Below are 18047 nucleotides of genomic sequence, written 5' to 3' on the forward strand. Positions count from 1 at the left end.
TTGCCATCCGAAGATAAATCTTTATTAAACAGGATGTTTTATTACTTGATTGCCTATGTAATCTGTTGCCGACGCTGTCGGCTAAATAAACGACAGTGTCGGCAAAGCTTTCGACAGTGTCAACAATATTGCCGACAGCGTCGGCAACAGATTACATAAGCAGATAAATAGAGTTACTTACCGGAGCTTAAGAATTACATCAAGGCGTAACCGGAATTACCCGGTAGCTTGTTCCCGCAGTAGTCGCAAATACTGTTTCGAAATATTCCTTCCCGTTGGAAGTTACCGGAGAAGACGATGCGATCTCCTTGCTTCCTTGCCTGATTGTTACCGGGACAGCTGTCCGCAAACGGCATTCGTTTCCTTTATTGGAAAGGAGGGTCGCCTCTGAGAGACTGCCTTGTTTCCATTGCATCGCTATTTCGAAATTGCCACGTGCCTTCAGACCGGACACGGCCCCCTCGCCCCATACATCAGGCAAGGCCGGCAATAACTGGATAAATCCGGCATGGCTCTGCATCAACATCTCGGCTACACCGGCAGCATATCCGAAGTTACCGTCGATCTGGAAAGGCGGACAAGCATCCAGCAAATTACTGTATAAACCTCCGCCGTTTCTTTTCTTCGGCCCGAACTGAACCGGATTGAATAAGTTCCTGATAATTTCATAGGCATGATTGCCATCCAGCAGACGGGCCCAACAGTTAATCTTCCAGCCCATTGACCAACCGGTAGCTGCGTCGCCACGCAAGTTCAATGTCTGTTCTACAGCCTTAAACAACTCAGGCGTTTTATCCGGTGTGATTTGGTCGCCCGGATAGAAACCGTACAGATGAGATAAATGGCGGTGTTGCGGGTCCTGCTCTTTAAAGTCGTACATCCATTCCTGCAACTGGCCGCGGCTACCTATCTGATAAGGAAGCAGTTTAGCCAGTTTATCTTCCAATTCTTTGCGGAAATCGGTATCCAGGTTAAACATTTCAGACATTTGGATGGTCCGCTCGAATGTTTCACGAATAATCGCCATATCCATCGTCGGGCCCATACTCAAAGCGGTTCTTTCGCCGCCGGGAGTAATAAACCAGTTCTCCGGAGAGACACCGACGGGAGTAACCAGACGGCCTTTTCCATCGTCGATCAACCAGTCGGCAAAGAATTCGGCAGCACCTTTCGTCAACGGGTAAGCCGTATTTTTCAAAAATTCCTTATCACCGGAATACAGGTAATGCTCCCACAAATGGCTGCATAACCATCCCTGTACCATCGGCCAGAAAGAGGCGGAAGGGACATTGTCGTTCGGCAGGGATTCGCGCCAGAGGGAAGTGTTATGATGAGCCACCCAACCCCGACGACCGTACATGTCGCGGGCAGTCTCTGCTCCGGTTTCCGACAGTTCCTTAATCAGAGTAAATAAGGGTTCCTGACATTCCGACAGATTAGCAGTCTCTGCCATCCAATAATTCATTTCCAGATTGATATTCATAGTATATCCACAGTTCCATGGCGGAACGACTTCCTTATTCCAGATTCCCTGTAAGTTCAACGGCTGGCCGCCGGGACGCGAACCGCTAATCATCAGATAACGACCGTACTGGAACAGTAAGGCAGACAGAGCCGGGTCAGCTTTTTCATCAAAACGGATAATACGTTCGTCGGTAGGTAAAGCCAGTTGTTCCTGGTCTGATACCAGCTTCAGTTTTACCCGGTCGAACAAATTCCGGTAATCATCCAGATGTCTCTTTTTCAACTCTTTGTAATCATAGGCAACAGCCTTATCCAATATACCGGCAGCTTTCTGAGCCGGGTCTATACCTTCCAGGCTCGGACTTTTATCGTAACCGTTATAGCTGGTAGCCAGACTCATGACGAAATAAACTTCATCCGTTCCGCTAACATGTATACCTGAATCTGTGATTTCGCAAGTACCGCCTGAAGGTAAAACAGGCTTGATCTGTGCCTCAAACAACATTCCTTTGTTGTCTATCTCTTCACCGTATAATACACGTTTATCAAACTTCCGGTTGCCTTTCTCATCGTACAGCTCCGGATGTTTATGCTGGTCGCCCCAGGTTTCCATCTGTTCGAACGTGCGACGTTCCACATATCCGGGAGCCTTGCCTTGTACGGCCAGACGGTCGTTCTTGCTTTTTTGTACAGCAGTCGGATGCTCCGATGTGAAATTGAGGGAAATATCAATCCCGTCCGGCTTATTACTTTTCAGGCGGACAACAATTACATTCTCCGGATTCGACGCAAAGACCTCACGTTCATATGCTATGCCGTTCTGCACATAACGCGTACCGGCTATGGCATCCGATATATTCAGGTCGCGCTTGTATTCGCTGACTTCACCGGATTTATTGTTCTTAATATGAAGATCGGCAAAAGGTTGGTAATACTGATGCAAACGTCCCAGCCAGTTTTCACATACCAGGTCGGTTGCTTCTTTATATTTTTCTTTTTTCATCAACCCCACCACTTTGTCGAACATCTCCGGGGTGACCTTTATATCTTTGAAGATGACCGAAGGCTCTCCACTGTATAAAGTATTTTCATTCAACTGTAACTGTTCCGAGTCTACACCTCCGAACACCATAGCACCTGCATGACCGTTCCCTATGGGCAAGGCTTCATTCCAGTTCTCCGCCGGGCGATCATACCATAAAGACAATGGCTCTTCCCTTGGTGTTTCCGCACACGCAACAAAAGCGAATACGAACAAAAAATAAGATAAAATGCGCATAATGATGATATTAGAATTATAATTGATAAAACAATGTCTCCGGACAACAAAAGTAGTTGTTTTCCGGAGACATCAAAAGTATTTAAGCCATTTTCAATCAGAGCAGGTCTAATTCACCTATTGTAAACTGTCCCTGTGCCATTTCTGTTATATCGAAACGTACATAACGGGCAGAGACTGACTTCTTGAAATAATGGTACCGTTTGCTCGGATCGTTAATCAAATTACCGAATTCAAAACTTTCCACCGTTCGCCAGTTTTTGCCATCATCGCTGACTTTAAAAGTTCCTTTTGTCACTCCCCCTTTAAAACCTTTGCCGGTCTGTGGTTTGTAGGCAAACCCATTCAAATCCTGATTATTACCCAAATCTAAAGCAAGAAGGGACGGATTACTCCCCCCTTTTGCATCCAACAACTTCCAGTCTTTCTTGATCAACCCCAGTCGTTCACCGGACACTGTTCCTTTCTCGCCATGTAAAACAGCCACGGCTTTCAGTTCGCAACGATCCAGCTGCACAGGTTCCGTATATTCGGCGGATGCTTCAGTCGGCTCTGTTCCGTCAGTCGTATAATAGATCTTATAACCGGCGTTCAGGTTTCCGGCGGCATTCTCGCCATGAGACTTCCACCCGAAGTCCTGCAATTTGGGTTCGATCGTAACCATTCCGTTCATATCCTGCCGGAAACCCAACTGAGGCGGACGGGATTTATAATAATGGGCGGATATATGGCTGATAGCCGGAGTCTGACGCGATTCCAATAAACGGAAACGAAGTTTATCGGTTGTTATTTCCGGAAAACGAAGTATGCGTTTATATCCGATATTGGTGGAAACGGCAATCTCTTTCCAGGCACCGTCGATCCAGGCATCTACCGCATGTTTTTCCACACGCTCCCCATTCTTCGCAATCGCTTCCTGAAGCATGATACGGTTGATCGTTACCGGAGAAGGCATCTTAACAGTGAACTCCTTATCTTTCATCAACAAATAAGTATCCTCTTTTCCATCCAACACCTCTTTCGGTCCTTTGGCTCCAGCCAGCAAATTCGTACCATATGTTTCACGGATACGTTTACCGGTTTCTTTCAACGATTCGACATCCCTGGGAGAGAATTTCCCATCACGGTTAGGCGGTATATTCAGCAGGAAGGTCGAGTTTCCACCAACTGCCCGTTCATATATATCAAATACATCATCGGCACTTCTAACCTGCTGATGTGTATCGTCCCGGTAAAACCAACCTTCGCGGATGGATGTATTGGTTTCAGCCTGTTGATAATGAAGATATTTTCCTTTATACAATTCGTCACGTCCACCCAATACGGCATCTGTCATATCGGCAAACTGCGTCATGGTATCCGGATCTGCCGGATAAGGAACTACATTCCATTCGGTCGGTCTTGTTCCTCCGGCTTCGTTACCACACCAGCGCACATCTTCGCGACCGAAAATAACGGCATCCGGAGCCAACTTATGAATCAGTTCTTTCCAGGCAGGATAGTTGTAGGTCTGTCCGCCTTTCCGCTTCGGATGGGCACCATCGAACCAGACTTCGTGTATAGGACCATATTCTGTCAAGACCTCAAACAACTGGTTCAGGAAATACTCATTGTAATCATCCACTACAAATTCAAATTTCGTTTGATTAGCGAACGGCCTGCCGGGAACTTCGCGCGGGATGGTCCGTTTAGTGTATTTACTTAGATTTCCATATAAACCATCCGGGCTTTCTATCTGGAACAAATCGGCAGGCGAAAGATAAACACCTAACTTCAGTCCGTATTTCTGACAAGAAGCCGACAGGTCTTTCAGAACGTCTCCTTTTCCATCATCAAAACCGGAAGACATAATCCCGTGCTTTGTGTACCTACTCTGCCACAACACAAAGCCATCATGGTGTTTCGCAGTCAGGATAACCATTTTCATCCCGGCAGCTTTCATCGCCTCACACCATTGATCGGTATCGAGCTCTTTCAGATCGAATATTTTAGGATCTTCCATACCGTTCCCCCATTCCATCCGGGTAAACGTATTCGGCCCGAAGTGAATAAAAGCAATAAATTCATTTTGCAGTGCAGCCAACTGGTTCGGAGTCGGAACAACATGGGCCGCCTTTTCAATGATGAGTTCCTGACTGTCCCCCTCTTCAATCTTAATCGTATTTTGAAAAGGCATACCTCCTTCTTGCGTTTGCGAACATGCTGTAAAAAGCATTGTCCCAAGCAGAAAAGAATAGATTTTTTTCATGTGTGTGTTTATTATGATATGATAATTTGATCAAAAATACAGTATTAATCTTTGACTTAAAAATAAGTGCCGGGAAAAATCTACGCAAAGGTTTGCAAGGAAGGACTTTCCGGTTGTATTCACACACTGAATATCACCTCAACCTGCTATTTCACTCAGCAATATATTTTTAATCATTCCAAAAACAGTTCAACATCTCTCATCCGGCTTTCCGGCAAAACTTCCAGCTTTTGTATTTCACCATTTCTATATTCCACTTCCACAGTTGTGTTTTGAGGAGCATGCAACTTGAAACAGACATCTTTGTCTTTCGGCCAGCAAGGTAATACATGTATCTTGTTTCCTATAGTTTGCAATAACATCTCCTGCAAACCGATCATACCCGAGCCTCCCCAATTATGATCCGGTACCCAATCGTGCCCTGGCCCCCAGAACGTGGGGAAACGTCGTTCCGAATCCTTCAGTTTCTGCCTATTATACTGATACGCCTCCTCTACCATCCCCATCCGGGCATAAAAAATGCCGTCCTGATGCCAGCTGATTACCATATTCTTCGGGAAATTCCCATGTTTCCATGTGTTTCTGAATACAGGAATCTCACTACTGTTTATATCGTAACGGTTGAAAGGAAAAAGAGGATAAAACTGCGGACACTCCACATTCTGATACTTGATATAGGATTCTGCCGGTTTCACAACCGTATCACCCTCTATCACATCATAATATAAATCGGGCAATCGTTCCAGATAAGCGGAGAAATAGGCTCTGTCCTTATCCGACACAGAGTCGCTCCGCAACACCAGCAACGATTCCAGACAGGAACGGATACCGGAAACCAGATCCGCCGGATTTTTTGCACCCCGATAGGACTCGCACGAAGTAGACGGAAAGAAAACCAGCTTCCCGTTTTCATCCAACGTCTTCCCAGCCCTCATCTGCTGCCTTTTTTGATAATGCTCATCGAAGAAAATCAAGGCATTCTTGATAAAAGGCATATATTCATCAATATTTCTTCCGGTGAAACGATTATATTCCAAAAGCATATACGCATGTTCTACCTGTGATTCCCAATGATAAGAGATGGAACCGTTAGCCATAACTCCTTGTTCAACAGGCTCAAAATAGGTATTGACAGCTTTTATCTCAGGTGAGCCGAACGGTAATTCCTTCCCGCGCTGTCTCATTTTACTTCCTTCCCATCCCCATCCGGCACCAAAATCCAAACCTGCATCATTTGCATATTCACAATACACGGCCCCGTTATGTCCGAAATACTCCCGGACTTTTAACTGGGCACCGCGTAATCCTCTTTTATATAAATTGAACTGGGCAATCATCCCGTCAAAATCGCCACTCTTCAGCATAGGCCAGAAAAGGAGACGTTGGTTTTGTGCGGTAAAGACATCGCCGCCCCATTGGCGCCAATCAGGATCATGCTCCATTTTGGGGTCGACATATCCCGGATCGAATGTAAGGTTACCACCATTAAACTTGGATGGATATTCTCCATACATATTGCAGCCCAGCTGATAGCGGAAGAGTTGATAATTACGTCCAACTTCCCATAAACTACCTGTATCTTTCCGGGCCGGATCAGTGATAATCCAACTTTGGTTCCAGAACTGCCGCCACCATTCCGCATTTTTTCCCGGATTTCCTTTCTCCTTATCCACCAATGCTGCTTTTTCTTTTAAACGGGTTGTCCATTGGTTCATATCCGGAGTCTGTTCCCTGTGAGTAACAATCTGTAGATGATAATTATTGCTGGTTTCCTTGCTTTTCAAAGACCATGCTTTAAAATCAGTGTTACAATACCTTCCTTCCGTTACATCACCGGCTACCAGATTATCGCCAAACATAAAACCTCCGAACGTCAGATTACTGATAGTATTACAAATCTCATCTTTATATTTAGTCAGTTTCTGTTGCTCTATCATCACATCAGGTGATAATGTATTTTCCGCATTCCGATGGTAAAACAGGATACCGTTTTCCGAAAAAGCAATCTGATCTTTCTTCTTAATCACTTCCCCCGGATAACCTTCCATTCCAAAACATCCGAAACGACCTCTCTTTTCATTAGCCAACTCCCGATCCTCCGTTCTCCAGTTCTCATAAAAAGCTTCCATGGCTATTTTTTTATCCGAATGCAGATCGAAGTGAATGGATTGTGTAAAAATATCCACCCACATTTTAATATGAACCGATTCTTTATCTTCTTCACCGGCCGAAATCAGAATCGAACCGTCTTCCAGCCTGAGAGATTGTTGAAAACCAGTCACTCCGGCAAAAGGATTAGGCGTAAGACGTAAACGGACGCGCCCTAATTTCAGGTATTCGCCATTTTCACTAAAACTACCGCTTTTCTGCATATAAAACAGAATATCACCCGATTCAACCCAAACATTACAACCGATATCTCCTCCACCTAAAGGCATAGACTCCGAAGCATTCAATGAAGGTTGCTCCCAAGTAATATTATACATGTCGGTCCACAGGGTTTCATTAGCCATTTTCTCCTTGCTTTGACAGGATAATAATATCAGAAGAAAGATTAAGAATTGAAAACATTTTAGAGAATTCATGATATTGATTTTAAAATATTCGTTTATATATTCCTGCTCTGGTGATAAATAGACGGATATATAGAGACCCTTCCTCAAGAAAAGTCTCTATATTTTTATTTTTTTAATTATTTCATCCAACTCAATTGCCTCCAAACCTCAGGTGCATCATTCTTTTGAGGAATTCCGGGAGTACTTCGCCCTTCCTTGACATACTTAGTCATCAAAGCTTTAAGTTCATTGACAATTTCAGGATATTCGGCATACACATTATTAGTTTCTGCCGGATCATCCTTCATATTATATAGTTGTATGGAAGGTAAAGTTTTAATAAGTTCATCATCATTTCCCGGTTTTGGAAAACTCCATCCGCCTGAACTGGGAGATAAAAGTAATTTCCAATCGCCTTTACAAATAGTAAAGCCACCTCTAATAGAATGGTATACAGTTGCTTCACGTATTTTTGGTTTGTAATCTGCCTGGATCAACAGAGGCAATATATTATAGCTATCTTCTGCTTCGTCATCAGACAATTCATAGCCCGTTATACAAGCAAATGTAGCCATAAAATCAATCAGACTAATAGTCTGGTCTACACGATGATGATTAATTTCTGAAGGCCAACTGACAATACAGGGAATGTGGTGTCCTCCTTCAAATAAATCAGATTTCATTCCACGGAAAATATAACTAGGGTTATGCCCTTTTTCTGCAAGTAGTTTAAAATCAGCTTGTGGAGAACAGCCATTATCGGAAGTAAAGACAATTATTGTATTATCCGCAATATTATTATCTGCCAGTGCCTTCATTATATTCCCTACCACAGCATCCGATTGCATCACAAAATCAGCATATTTATTCAATTTCGACTGATCTGCAAATTCATCCGTCGGAACAATCGGTGTATGAGGAGAAGTTAACGGGATATAAAGAAAAAACGGATCTTCATTACTTGCTGCCTGAGTTATATACATAACAGCTTTTTCTTCTAAAGCAGGGAGAATTTCTTCCATTTTCCAATTAGCCAATCCTCTTCCGGGACGGGCATCCATTTCTTTACTAAGCGGATAATAAAAGTCCGGCATTCCTATTGTATGACGATTTTCAATAAAGCAATAAGGAGGATAGTTGGGTGCATCAACGCCAAAAAAATATTCAAATCCGACATCACAAGGTCCTCCCGTTATTTCTTTTGAAAAATCGAGATTATATGCATCAGGTGTATCAACAGGTTTCTCGCCATCTTTTGTAGGAAAATTCATACCTAAATGCCATTTTCCAATACAAGCAGTATGATAACCCTGATTTCTCAGCATACTGGCCATAGTAGTTCTATCTCCTGCTATCAAAGGTTTATCATACCAACCCAATACCCCATTTTTCAATGTTGACCGCCAATTGTAACGTCCAGTTAGTATTCCATATCGGGATGGAGTGCTGACTGCTGAAGAGGAATGAGCATCGTTAAATACAACGCCATTTTCGGCCATTCTATCCAGGTTGGGAGTTTTAATTCTCCCTTTTTCATTCAAATATGAAAGATCACCATATCCTAAATCATCAGCCAGGATAAAAACAATATTCGGTAATTTCTTATCCTGCGCTACTAAATGAAAGCCTATACCGACCATCATACTTGACAAAATAAGTATTCGTTTGTTCATTTTTATTAGATTTTATCATTAAAATCCCGAAAAACGATTTCTAAAGTTTTCCGGGATTTATACAAATTTCAAAGATCCTTATTCTTCCATCCAACTCAATTGGCTCCAAACTTCAGGGCCATCATTCTTTTGAAGAATTCCGGGAGTACTTCGTCCTTCTCGGATATATTCAAGAGTGTCCAGACATAAAGGGCTAACAATTCACCTGAACACTCCAAACTGATTATTACAAATTAATATCCCGGATTCTGTTCTATCACAGCTTCCGTATTCCGTTCTATTTCACTATATGGAATAGGCCATAAATTATGATGATTTTCTATTGATTTCCCGGTTACAGGATTATACTTCCGATTACGTTCCACTAACTTACCCATGCGACACAAAGTCAGCATACGAAGTTCTTCACCATATAATTCTCTCATACGTTCATCCAGTAAATAATCAATATCGACTTCATCTGCTCCCGCAGGCTCCGCATGCGCTCTTTTACGAATTACATTAATATCTGCGGTAGCGCTAGCCTTATCGCCTTTCATCAGATATGCTTCTGCACGAAGGAGATAAGTCTCGGCCAATCGAAACAGGTATTCATCTTTATAAGAAGAATTGGCACTATTACTCATCAGGTGTTCACCAAACATAGTCATTAAAGGATTTCCGTTGCTATCTCTCAACCAAAACTCTTCCGGGAAATTATTCATACGAGAAAATTTCGTTATAATCGGATACCACTGGCGGATAGAATCAGCCTGTTTAGAATATCCGTCTTTTACAAACCATTTTCCGGCTGCTGGAGAAGTGGAGTTATTGATTCTCACATCATGCATAATATTATATTCCGAATTACGAATATCATTTCCAGACCAAATCTCTTCAAAGAAATATTTAGTCGGTTGTACCCAACCTATTCCACGTCCCCCCATTCCATCTGTAATACCGGCAAAAGCTGTTGTTGCAACATCTTCTCCTGCTGCATTTTTAGCTGTAATCATAATATTCTGATAAAAAGGAATGATAAAATAACCACCCAGATTAGAAGAGGTCGTCGACCCACTATTCAAATAATCATATTGAAGTACCCAAAGCCCTTCCTTATTTCCGCTGGTTCTGTTTTGATTGTTAAGCCGGTACAGATCCCAATACACATCCCCCTCTTCGGCTTGACGGGAACCAAAGCGGTCAGTCATCAGACAAAGTTCCGGATGATTAATGACATCACTAGCTGTTTTAACAGCTTCATCGTACAGCCCCAAACAAATATTGATCTCCGTAAGCAGATGTAAAGCAAGTTGTTTATTTACTTTCCCATCTTTTACCGATTCAATATCAGGAAGTAAATTAACTGCGTCCTCCAAATCCTGCTTAGTCTGTTTGTATACCTCTTCACGTGTCGCACGAACGTAATCACGACGTGGAACTGTTACCTCTTCTAAAGTCAGAGGAACACCGCCAAATAAATGTGCCAGCATCCGGTAAGAATAAGCCCGGAAAAATTTAGCTTCTCCTTTAATTACAGACTTATTTTCATCATTAACCTGATCCGTTTGATCAATCCGGTTCAAAATAACATTGGCATTCGTAATAACGTCATACACTTCATTCCATATATTTTTCGGTATATTGGAAGTTGGAACCATTGTATTGACATAATCATTCAATTTAGCCGGTTTATAATAATCAGTAGAGTTATGAGCAAAATCAGTTGCATAATAAAAAGCCAATCTGCTATCCGGATCCATTTCCCAAAGCTGCCTTCTTACCCGATTATAAAGGTAATTCAATGAAGATTGAAAATGCTCGGTCGTGACCATAGAATTCTCCGGAGAATAAAAATCCAACGGTTTCTCTTCCAGAAAGTCATCACATCCGATAAAGGTAAGCAGACTCAATAATAAGCTGATGCCATATTTTATTGTTTTCATAATTGCTGTGTTTTAAAATTCGACATTAAGACCGACTGAATAACTTTTCATAACCGGATAAGCATCTGATTCCAAGCCTTTGCCTGTTTCCGGATCCCATCCGTCCCAATCCGTAAAAGTCAGCAGGTTCTTACCTGTTACATATAGCTTTAATCTGTTTACATTAAACTTTTTCAAGAAAGAAGCCGGAACATTATAAGACAATGTAACATCCTGCAAACGGACAAAATTACGCTGGACATAAGGAGAAAAAGCATGTCCGCCCAAAGCCTCCGGATAATAACCGATCTGACGATAACGTGCATTGGGATTTTCCGGTGTCCAATAATCAAATTTAAACAGGTTATTCTGGTAGATATTATCCGGATTAGCCAGACTCTTACCTGGCTGACCATAATAATAATTCTTTCCTCCCTGTACGGAATTGATCATGAATTTAAATTCCCAGTCTTTATACCTGAATGAGTTTTGAATGCTAAAACGATAAGCTGGATCTGTATAACCCAGAATCTTTCTGTCCTTATCGGCCGTATATTTACCATCGCCATCTATATCCTCCACCTTATAAGTTCCATATTCAAAGCCTGAAGGAATCAAGCCGGCCTGTTTATCTGCCAGTTGCCACATGCCTATGATATTATAATCGTAGCACACACCATAAGGATGGCCTATAAAAATTTTGTTAGCTATCAGGTCATCTTCACGGCCATCGCCATCAGCATCATTACCCAAAATACTTTTTATCTCATTACGGTTGCGGGAAAAGTTAAATGTAACGTCCCATTGGAAATCTTTAGTCTGCACAGGTACACCTGTTACCGTCATTTCAAAGCCTTTATTACTCATTTTCCCAATATTCGTAGGAATTTTTCCAATGCCGTTGATTTCGGGAATTTCGATATTATATAACAAATTATTCGTTTGAGAAGTATAATACTCCAATGTTCCGTAAATACGGCTACCTAAAGCGCTAAAATCAACAGCCGCATTGAATGTATTCGTTGTTTCCCATTTCAAATCCGCATTGGCAAGCGATAAAATCCATTGCATTTGTTCTGCACTGGCACCATCTCCAAACAAATATCCTGAATTGTAAGTCGTATCATCAAATTTTACAGATCCAACTCCAGATCCCATCTTAGCTAACGTCTGATAACGTCCAACGGTACGATTACCATTCTGCCCATACGAAAGACGTAATTTCAAATTCTCTATCCAGTCGATCTTATCTTTGAAAAAATCTTCCTCACTAATACGCCAGGCTACCGCTCCGGATGGGAATACACCATACTTATGATTTTCTCCAAATCCGGAAAAACCATCTCTTCGAACCGTCCCCGTAAAAATATATTTATCGGCATAAGTATAACTTGCACGAAACATTGTATACAAACTGGATTCTTCCCAAGCTCCGGACTTCGCAGTCTGAAGATCTGCCTGTCCCGCACCAAGATTATTAAAACCTAAAGCTGAATTCGCATAATTAGTGGATCCGGCTTTAGTCATTTCATACTGCCGTTTTTCAATACCGTATACAAAAGTCGCATTTACAGCATGTTTTCCAAATGTATTTTTGTAAGTTAAAATATTGTCAACCGTATAATTGTAGGTACTATTATTTTCTTTAGAGCCTTCACCTGTAAAGTTAGATCCCCATTCATTAAAATTGAATAATTTATTTTCAATCAGATTTTGAGAGAAATTCAAACGATAATTCAGACCTTTGATAAACGGAAAATCTATATCCGCATAAAAATTAGCAAACAGATTGTAGCGCTTATTTACATCATCCCGATCAAGAGATTGCAAAGGATTATTATAATATTTATAAGGCTGTTTGATCATGTTACCTTCTTCATCATACGGAGATACAATCGGAGGTAAAGCGATAACTGTACTCAAACTCGGAGCAACACCGGAATAGTCGCTTAAAGCAAAGAAGGACTGAACACCCACCTTTAACCAATTGGTAATTTTAGTATCTAAATTAACACGTATGTTATAACGTTTATAAGTATCATTAATCACCAGATTCTGCTGGTCGGTATATCCCATAGAGAAAAAGTAACTGCTTAATTCACTCTTTCCACGTACACTCAAATTATGATTCTGGATGTAAGGATGATCATTTGTCAATAAATCCCACCAATCCGTATTGGTTCCATTCAAATAACCATTCAACGTATTATTATCCATCATATGTTTCGTCGGGTCCCAATTAGGATTCATTTGCAGCATATCATCTCCGGTCCGGCTTTCATCCAGATAACGGTCAGCAACCTTACGTAGAAAACCATCCCTGTTTTCCGGATACATGTCTTTGTTTGTCGGAGACTGGAATGAATAAGAACCACTGTACTCAATAGTCGGCTTACTCATCGCTCTTCCTGTTTTCGATGTAATAAGGATTACACCATTACTGGCTTCCGACCCATAAATAGCAGCAGCACTGGCATCTTTTAATATATCAATGGATTCTACATCATTCATATTAATATCAACTATTTCACCACGGAATATAATACCGTCCAAGACTATCAGCGGAGAATTTCCCCCACTGATGGAAGTACGCCCGCGGATAGATATATCCGGCCCTTTTCCTGCCTCTGTGACCGCACCCACATTTAAACCGGGAACAGTTCCCTGCAAAGCTGAAGCCAAACTGATATTCGGGGATTCTTTTAATGTTCCCAAATCGGCACGAACAACAGAACCAGCCAAATCGCTCTTCTTTGCGGTACCATAACCAACAACGACCACCTCATCCAAAGCCTGCGTGTCATCTATAAGTGTAATGTTAAGAACGGTCTTTCCTTTCACACTCACACTCTGACTGAGATACCCGATAAATGAAAACTGGATAGTCGCATCATCGTTAACGTCTAAAGTATAGTTTCCGTCTACATCTGTAATAGAACCATTCGTCGTTCCAGCTTCTACGACATTGGCTCCGATTACCGGTTCACCTTTAGCATCGGTCACAACACCTGTGACTCTCTTCTTGTTCTGCTTTACATCCGGAAGAGCTTTGGAAAGTGTGATATAATTATTTTCAAATACATAATTAATATCGGCATTTTTACACATTTCCTCCAAAAGTTCTGCGACTTTGGCAGATGTCTTTCTAAAAGAAATCATCTTATCGACATCTACATCCTGATTGCGAAAAACAACCAGGTAGTCAGTCTGAGATTCGATCTCTTTTATAAACTGCTTAACAGAAATATTATTCTGTTTAATCTTGACTACTGTATTTTGTGCATCCATATCAGTTGCCATCAACTGAAATACACAGACAAATAAAAGAACCAGCGATATTCTCATAATCCTAAAAAAATCTTTAATGCTGTTATTATGCACAGCAAAATACTGTAACAAAGTTTTTCTTTTCATACATTTGTTCAATGTTTAAAGTGAATACTAAAATTTTACATCTTGTGTTTACTTTACATCGGCGGCAGTTGTTGGTAGCTTCTGTCGCTTTTGTTTTCTTACTTGTGTTATTTCCTCATAAGCATCTCATTTTTAGTTTAACATGTTATTTACTCAAGGTTATAATATTTCGATCTTTATCTTTTTCGATTTTGAATCTCCGTATCTGTTGTAATACCCGGAATACATCATCCAGACTATCACGCTGCCTGAACTTTCCTGTATAGGTATCGTTAAACAGAGAAGTATCTTTAACTACAATCCTGACATCATAATATAGCTCCATTTTCTTCAGGATCTCAATCAAAGGTTCGTTCTCAAAAGCATAAATACCTTCACGCCATAAAAAATGATCTTCCAGGTTTATCGGTGAAACATGCATTTCCCCTTGAGAAACGGTAACCTGCTGGTCCGGTTTCAGAATAACCCCTTCATTTTCTTTATCCGGAAAAAACACTTTGACGGAACCTTCCAGCAAACTAGTCTGTATATACCCGGCATCCGGATAGCAGAAAACGTTAAACTGTGTCCCCAGCACCTTCATATCGACATCTTGTGTTGAAACGATAAATGGTTTTGAGGGATTTTTCGCTACATTAAAAAAGGCTTCTCCTTCAACGGTCACCCGTCTTTCCTTTCCAACAAACTGTGCCGGATAAACCAGTTTCGACTTCGCATTCAGCCACACTTCCGTTCCATCCTGCAAAACAAGTTGTGCACGCTGCCCGGCCGGTGTATATAAAGTATTCATTATATTGGCTGATAAATCCTGTTGCAGGCTATTCCACACATACCAATACGTCAATATACTTGATGAAACAACCAGTAAGGTAATAACAGCAGCATAACTGAATCGCCGTGACCACAATTTCAGGCGAACTCCACGTTGCTTCCTGGAAACAAACTGATTGAACTTATGTTTGCCGACCTCTCTGTTTTCCACCTGATGCCCCAAATTCAACAAGGCATACAGATTCTGATATTCTGCGAATTGTCTTTTCAGTTCTTCATTTGCTTCAACATCACGCAACAAAGAAACCCGTTCTTCAGGGGAAAGCTCCTCATAAAAGTATTTATATATTCGTTCGTCCATATTTTCCGTTTAGTAATTAGTAAACGGATGAAGGTATAAAAACCCCCAAAGAGGAAATTATTTTTTTAGTTATTCAAAAAAAATAAAAGAAGAGGCAAATAATCTTTTAACTCGGACTTGATTTTCTTATAAGCTATATTCATTTGGTTCTCAACGGTTTTAAGAGACAAATTCAATTCTGCGGCAATATCTTTCTGTTTCTTCCCTTCTATTTTACTTTTAATAAAAATCTCCCGACATTTTTCAGGTAACGAGTCGATTGCCTCTGAAATTATCTTTTCAACATCCTGCTCCGACAAAAGTGATTGGTCAAACAATTCCAAAGACGCCAGTTTCACATTTAAAGTAATCTGGTATTCTTCCTGCATTTGGTTTACCGCTTCTCTCACGGTTACTTTATGGCGTAAATGATCTATACATCTGTTTTTTACAGCAGTAAAAAGAAATGCGACTAAATTTATATTATAGGTAAGTAACTCTTTTTTCTCCCAAAGTTCTGTAAAAACATCCTGTACAATGTTTTCCGCATCTTCTTCGGACAAGACATATTCACGGGCAAAACATTTCATCCTGGAGAAATATGATACATATATTTCTTCAAAATCATACGGTATATTCCTCTTTTCTGTTAACATATCTCTCCCTCGGATAAATAAAATCCCGGAAAACAAAAGTAACTGTTTTCCGGGATTTTCCAAGGATTCAAAATATTATTCTTCTATCCAGCTTAGTTGCTTCCAGACTTCGGGACCATCATTTTTCTGAGGGACTCCCGGAGTACTACGGCCTTCCCTGACATATTTTATCATCAGTTCCTTCAGCTCTTTCACGATCTCAGGATGTTCTGCATATACATTTTTTGTTTCTGCCGGATCATCCTTCATATTATACAACTGAACCAACGGTAATGTTTTGATAACATCATCATCCGTACCTGGTCTCGGAAAACTCCAACCACCGGAACCGGGAGACAACAATAGCTTCCACTCTCCTTTACGGATCGTGAAATCACCATTGATCGAATGATGAACCGTAGCCTCACGGATAACATTACTTTCTTTCTCATTCAACAACAAAGGCAAGATATTGTAGCTGTCCTCACCTTCAGAATCTTTCAACTGATAATCGGCAACAGCGGCAAACGTCGCAAAGAAATCTGTCAGACAGACCGTCTGGCTTACCGTATGAGGTTTAACCTGTGCCGGCCATCTTACAACACAAGGGATACGGTGACCGCCGTCAAATAAGTCGGCTTTATGCCCGCGATAAATATAACTCGGATAATGCCCCTTTTCCTGTAGTTCATCAAACTTGGCCTGCGGACTGCAACCGTTGTCGGTACTGAATACCAATATTGTATTATCATCAACACCGGCATCCTTCAATGCTTTCATTACCTTGCCTACCATATCATCCACCATCAGTACAAAATCACCGTAAGGATTCAGACCGGATTTACCCTGGTACTCCTTGATCGGCAAGATCGGAGTATGAGGAGCCGGTAACGGGAGATACAGATAGAAAGGCTTGTCTTCCTTTGATTTATCATGGATATAATCCACCGCCCTGTTGATAAAATTGGGTAACGTCTGTTCATGATCAAAATCGGAAGCCGTCGGTCCCTTACGCCAATACTTCATACCGTCATTCACAGTCACCCGGTCAGGCAAAGCAGTCGGCATATCATTTTCCACATAAACATAAGGAGCCATATCCAGGGAAGCAATGATCCCATAGAAATAATCGAAACCTCTTGTCGTAGGCCCGTTGGAGATAGGTTTGCTAAAATCCACACTATCCGGCCCTGCTTCTATATTATTCCAATCCCATCCGAGGTGCCATTTACCGATACATGCCGTCTGATACCCCTGATCCCTCAGCACAGAAGCGATCGTTCGGCGGTCCGGAGCGATCAAAGCCTTATTGTATCCCATCAATACACCGGATTTGAGATCGGAACGCCAGTTATACCGTCCGGTCAACACGCCGTAACGCGAAGGTGTGCTGACAGACGAACTGGAATGTGCATCTGTAAAAACAACTCCTTCATTAGCAATCCGGTCGATATTAGTCGTTTTTATCTTGGAGTTTTCATTCAATGCAGAAACATCTCCATATCCCATATCATCCGCAAAGATGAACACGATATTCGGCTTCTTTGCTTCCTGTGGCTGTTGTTGGGCACAACTGCTAAAGACTGCCAGGCTGCCTAAAGAAAGAAGCAGCCCGCGATTTTTGATTAACTTATTCATATCTCTTTCCATTTAAAATCCAAACAAAGTTGGATAATTCATTATTAATTAACTTTTATAATTTATCTTTGTATCAGGATGTTAAGAGGAAGTAGGCTCTGCTGAGGAGCAACCTACCAGCAATAA

Annotated in this window: 9 protein-coding genes; all 9 read right to left on the minus strand. The window is 41.4% G+C overall.

Features of this window, described 5'->3' with window-relative positions; translation table 11 throughout:
• Positions 1-199: 199 nt before the first annotated feature.
• The 9 genes from NBH15_RS22885 to NBH15_RS22925 all read right to left on the minus strand — a co-directional run bounded on the left by NBH15_RS22885 (position 200) and on the right by NBH15_RS22925 (position 17921).
• Positions 200-2743: a glycoside hydrolase family 95 protein gene (locus NBH15_RS22885; RefSeq protein WP_250823627.1), complete on the minus strand. Its 2544-nt coding sequence runs from the start codon at positions 2741-2743 to the stop codon at positions 200-202.
• A gap of 97 nt (positions 2744-2840) precedes the next feature.
• On the minus strand, positions 2841-4991 hold the full coding sequence (locus tag NBH15_RS22890) for an alpha-L-fucosidase (protein WP_250823628.1): 2151 nt from the start codon (positions 4989-4991) through the stop codon (positions 2841-2843).
• A gap of 173 nt (positions 4992-5164) precedes the next feature.
• Positions 5165-7504, minus strand: a complete 2340-nt coding sequence (locus tag NBH15_RS22895; protein WP_128133806.1) for a DUF5703 domain-containing protein — start codon at positions 7502-7504, stop codon at positions 5165-5167.
• A gap of 179 nt (positions 7505-7683) precedes the next feature.
• Positions 7684-9219, minus strand: a complete 1536-nt coding sequence (locus NBH15_RS22900) for a sulfatase family protein (RefSeq protein ID WP_128133805.1) — start codon at positions 9217-9219, stop codon at positions 7684-7686.
• 233 nt (positions 9220-9452) lie between these two features.
• The gene (locus tag NBH15_RS22905) at positions 9453-11144 is read right to left on the minus strand and encodes a RagB/SusD family nutrient uptake outer membrane protein (protein ID WP_244050314.1); all 1692 of its coding nucleotides are present in this window, start codon (positions 11142-11144) and stop codon (positions 9453-9455) included.
• A 12-nt stretch (positions 11145-11156) separates the two neighbouring features.
• Positions 11157-14468 carry a SusC/RagA family TonB-linked outer membrane protein gene (locus tag NBH15_RS22910; RefSeq protein ID WP_250823629.1) on the minus strand — a complete coding sequence of 1104 codons (3312 nt, stop codon included), beginning with the start codon at positions 14466-14468 and terminating at the stop codon, positions 11157-11159.
• Positions 14469-14682: 214 nt separating this feature from the next.
• Positions 14683-15669, minus strand: coding sequence for a FecR domain-containing protein (locus NBH15_RS22915; RefSeq protein ID WP_128133804.1), 987 nt, complete (start codon positions 15667-15669; stop codon positions 14683-14685).
• 65 nt (positions 15670-15734) lie between these two features.
• Positions 15735-16304, minus strand: coding sequence for an RNA polymerase sigma-70 factor (locus NBH15_RS22920; protein ID WP_128133826.1), 570 nt, complete (start codon positions 16302-16304; stop codon positions 15735-15737).
• A gap of 75 nt (positions 16305-16379) precedes the next feature.
• On the minus strand, positions 16380-17921 hold the full coding sequence (locus NBH15_RS22925; RefSeq protein WP_010801553.1) for a sulfatase family protein: 1542 nt from the start codon (positions 17919-17921) through the stop codon (positions 16380-16382).
• Between the last annotated feature and the right edge of the window lie 126 nt (positions 17922-18047).

This window comes from Parabacteroides caeci (assembly GCF_023656795.1).
Classification (GTDB): Bacteria; Bacteroidota; Bacteroidia; order Bacteroidales; family Tannerellaceae; genus Parabacteroides; species Parabacteroides segnis.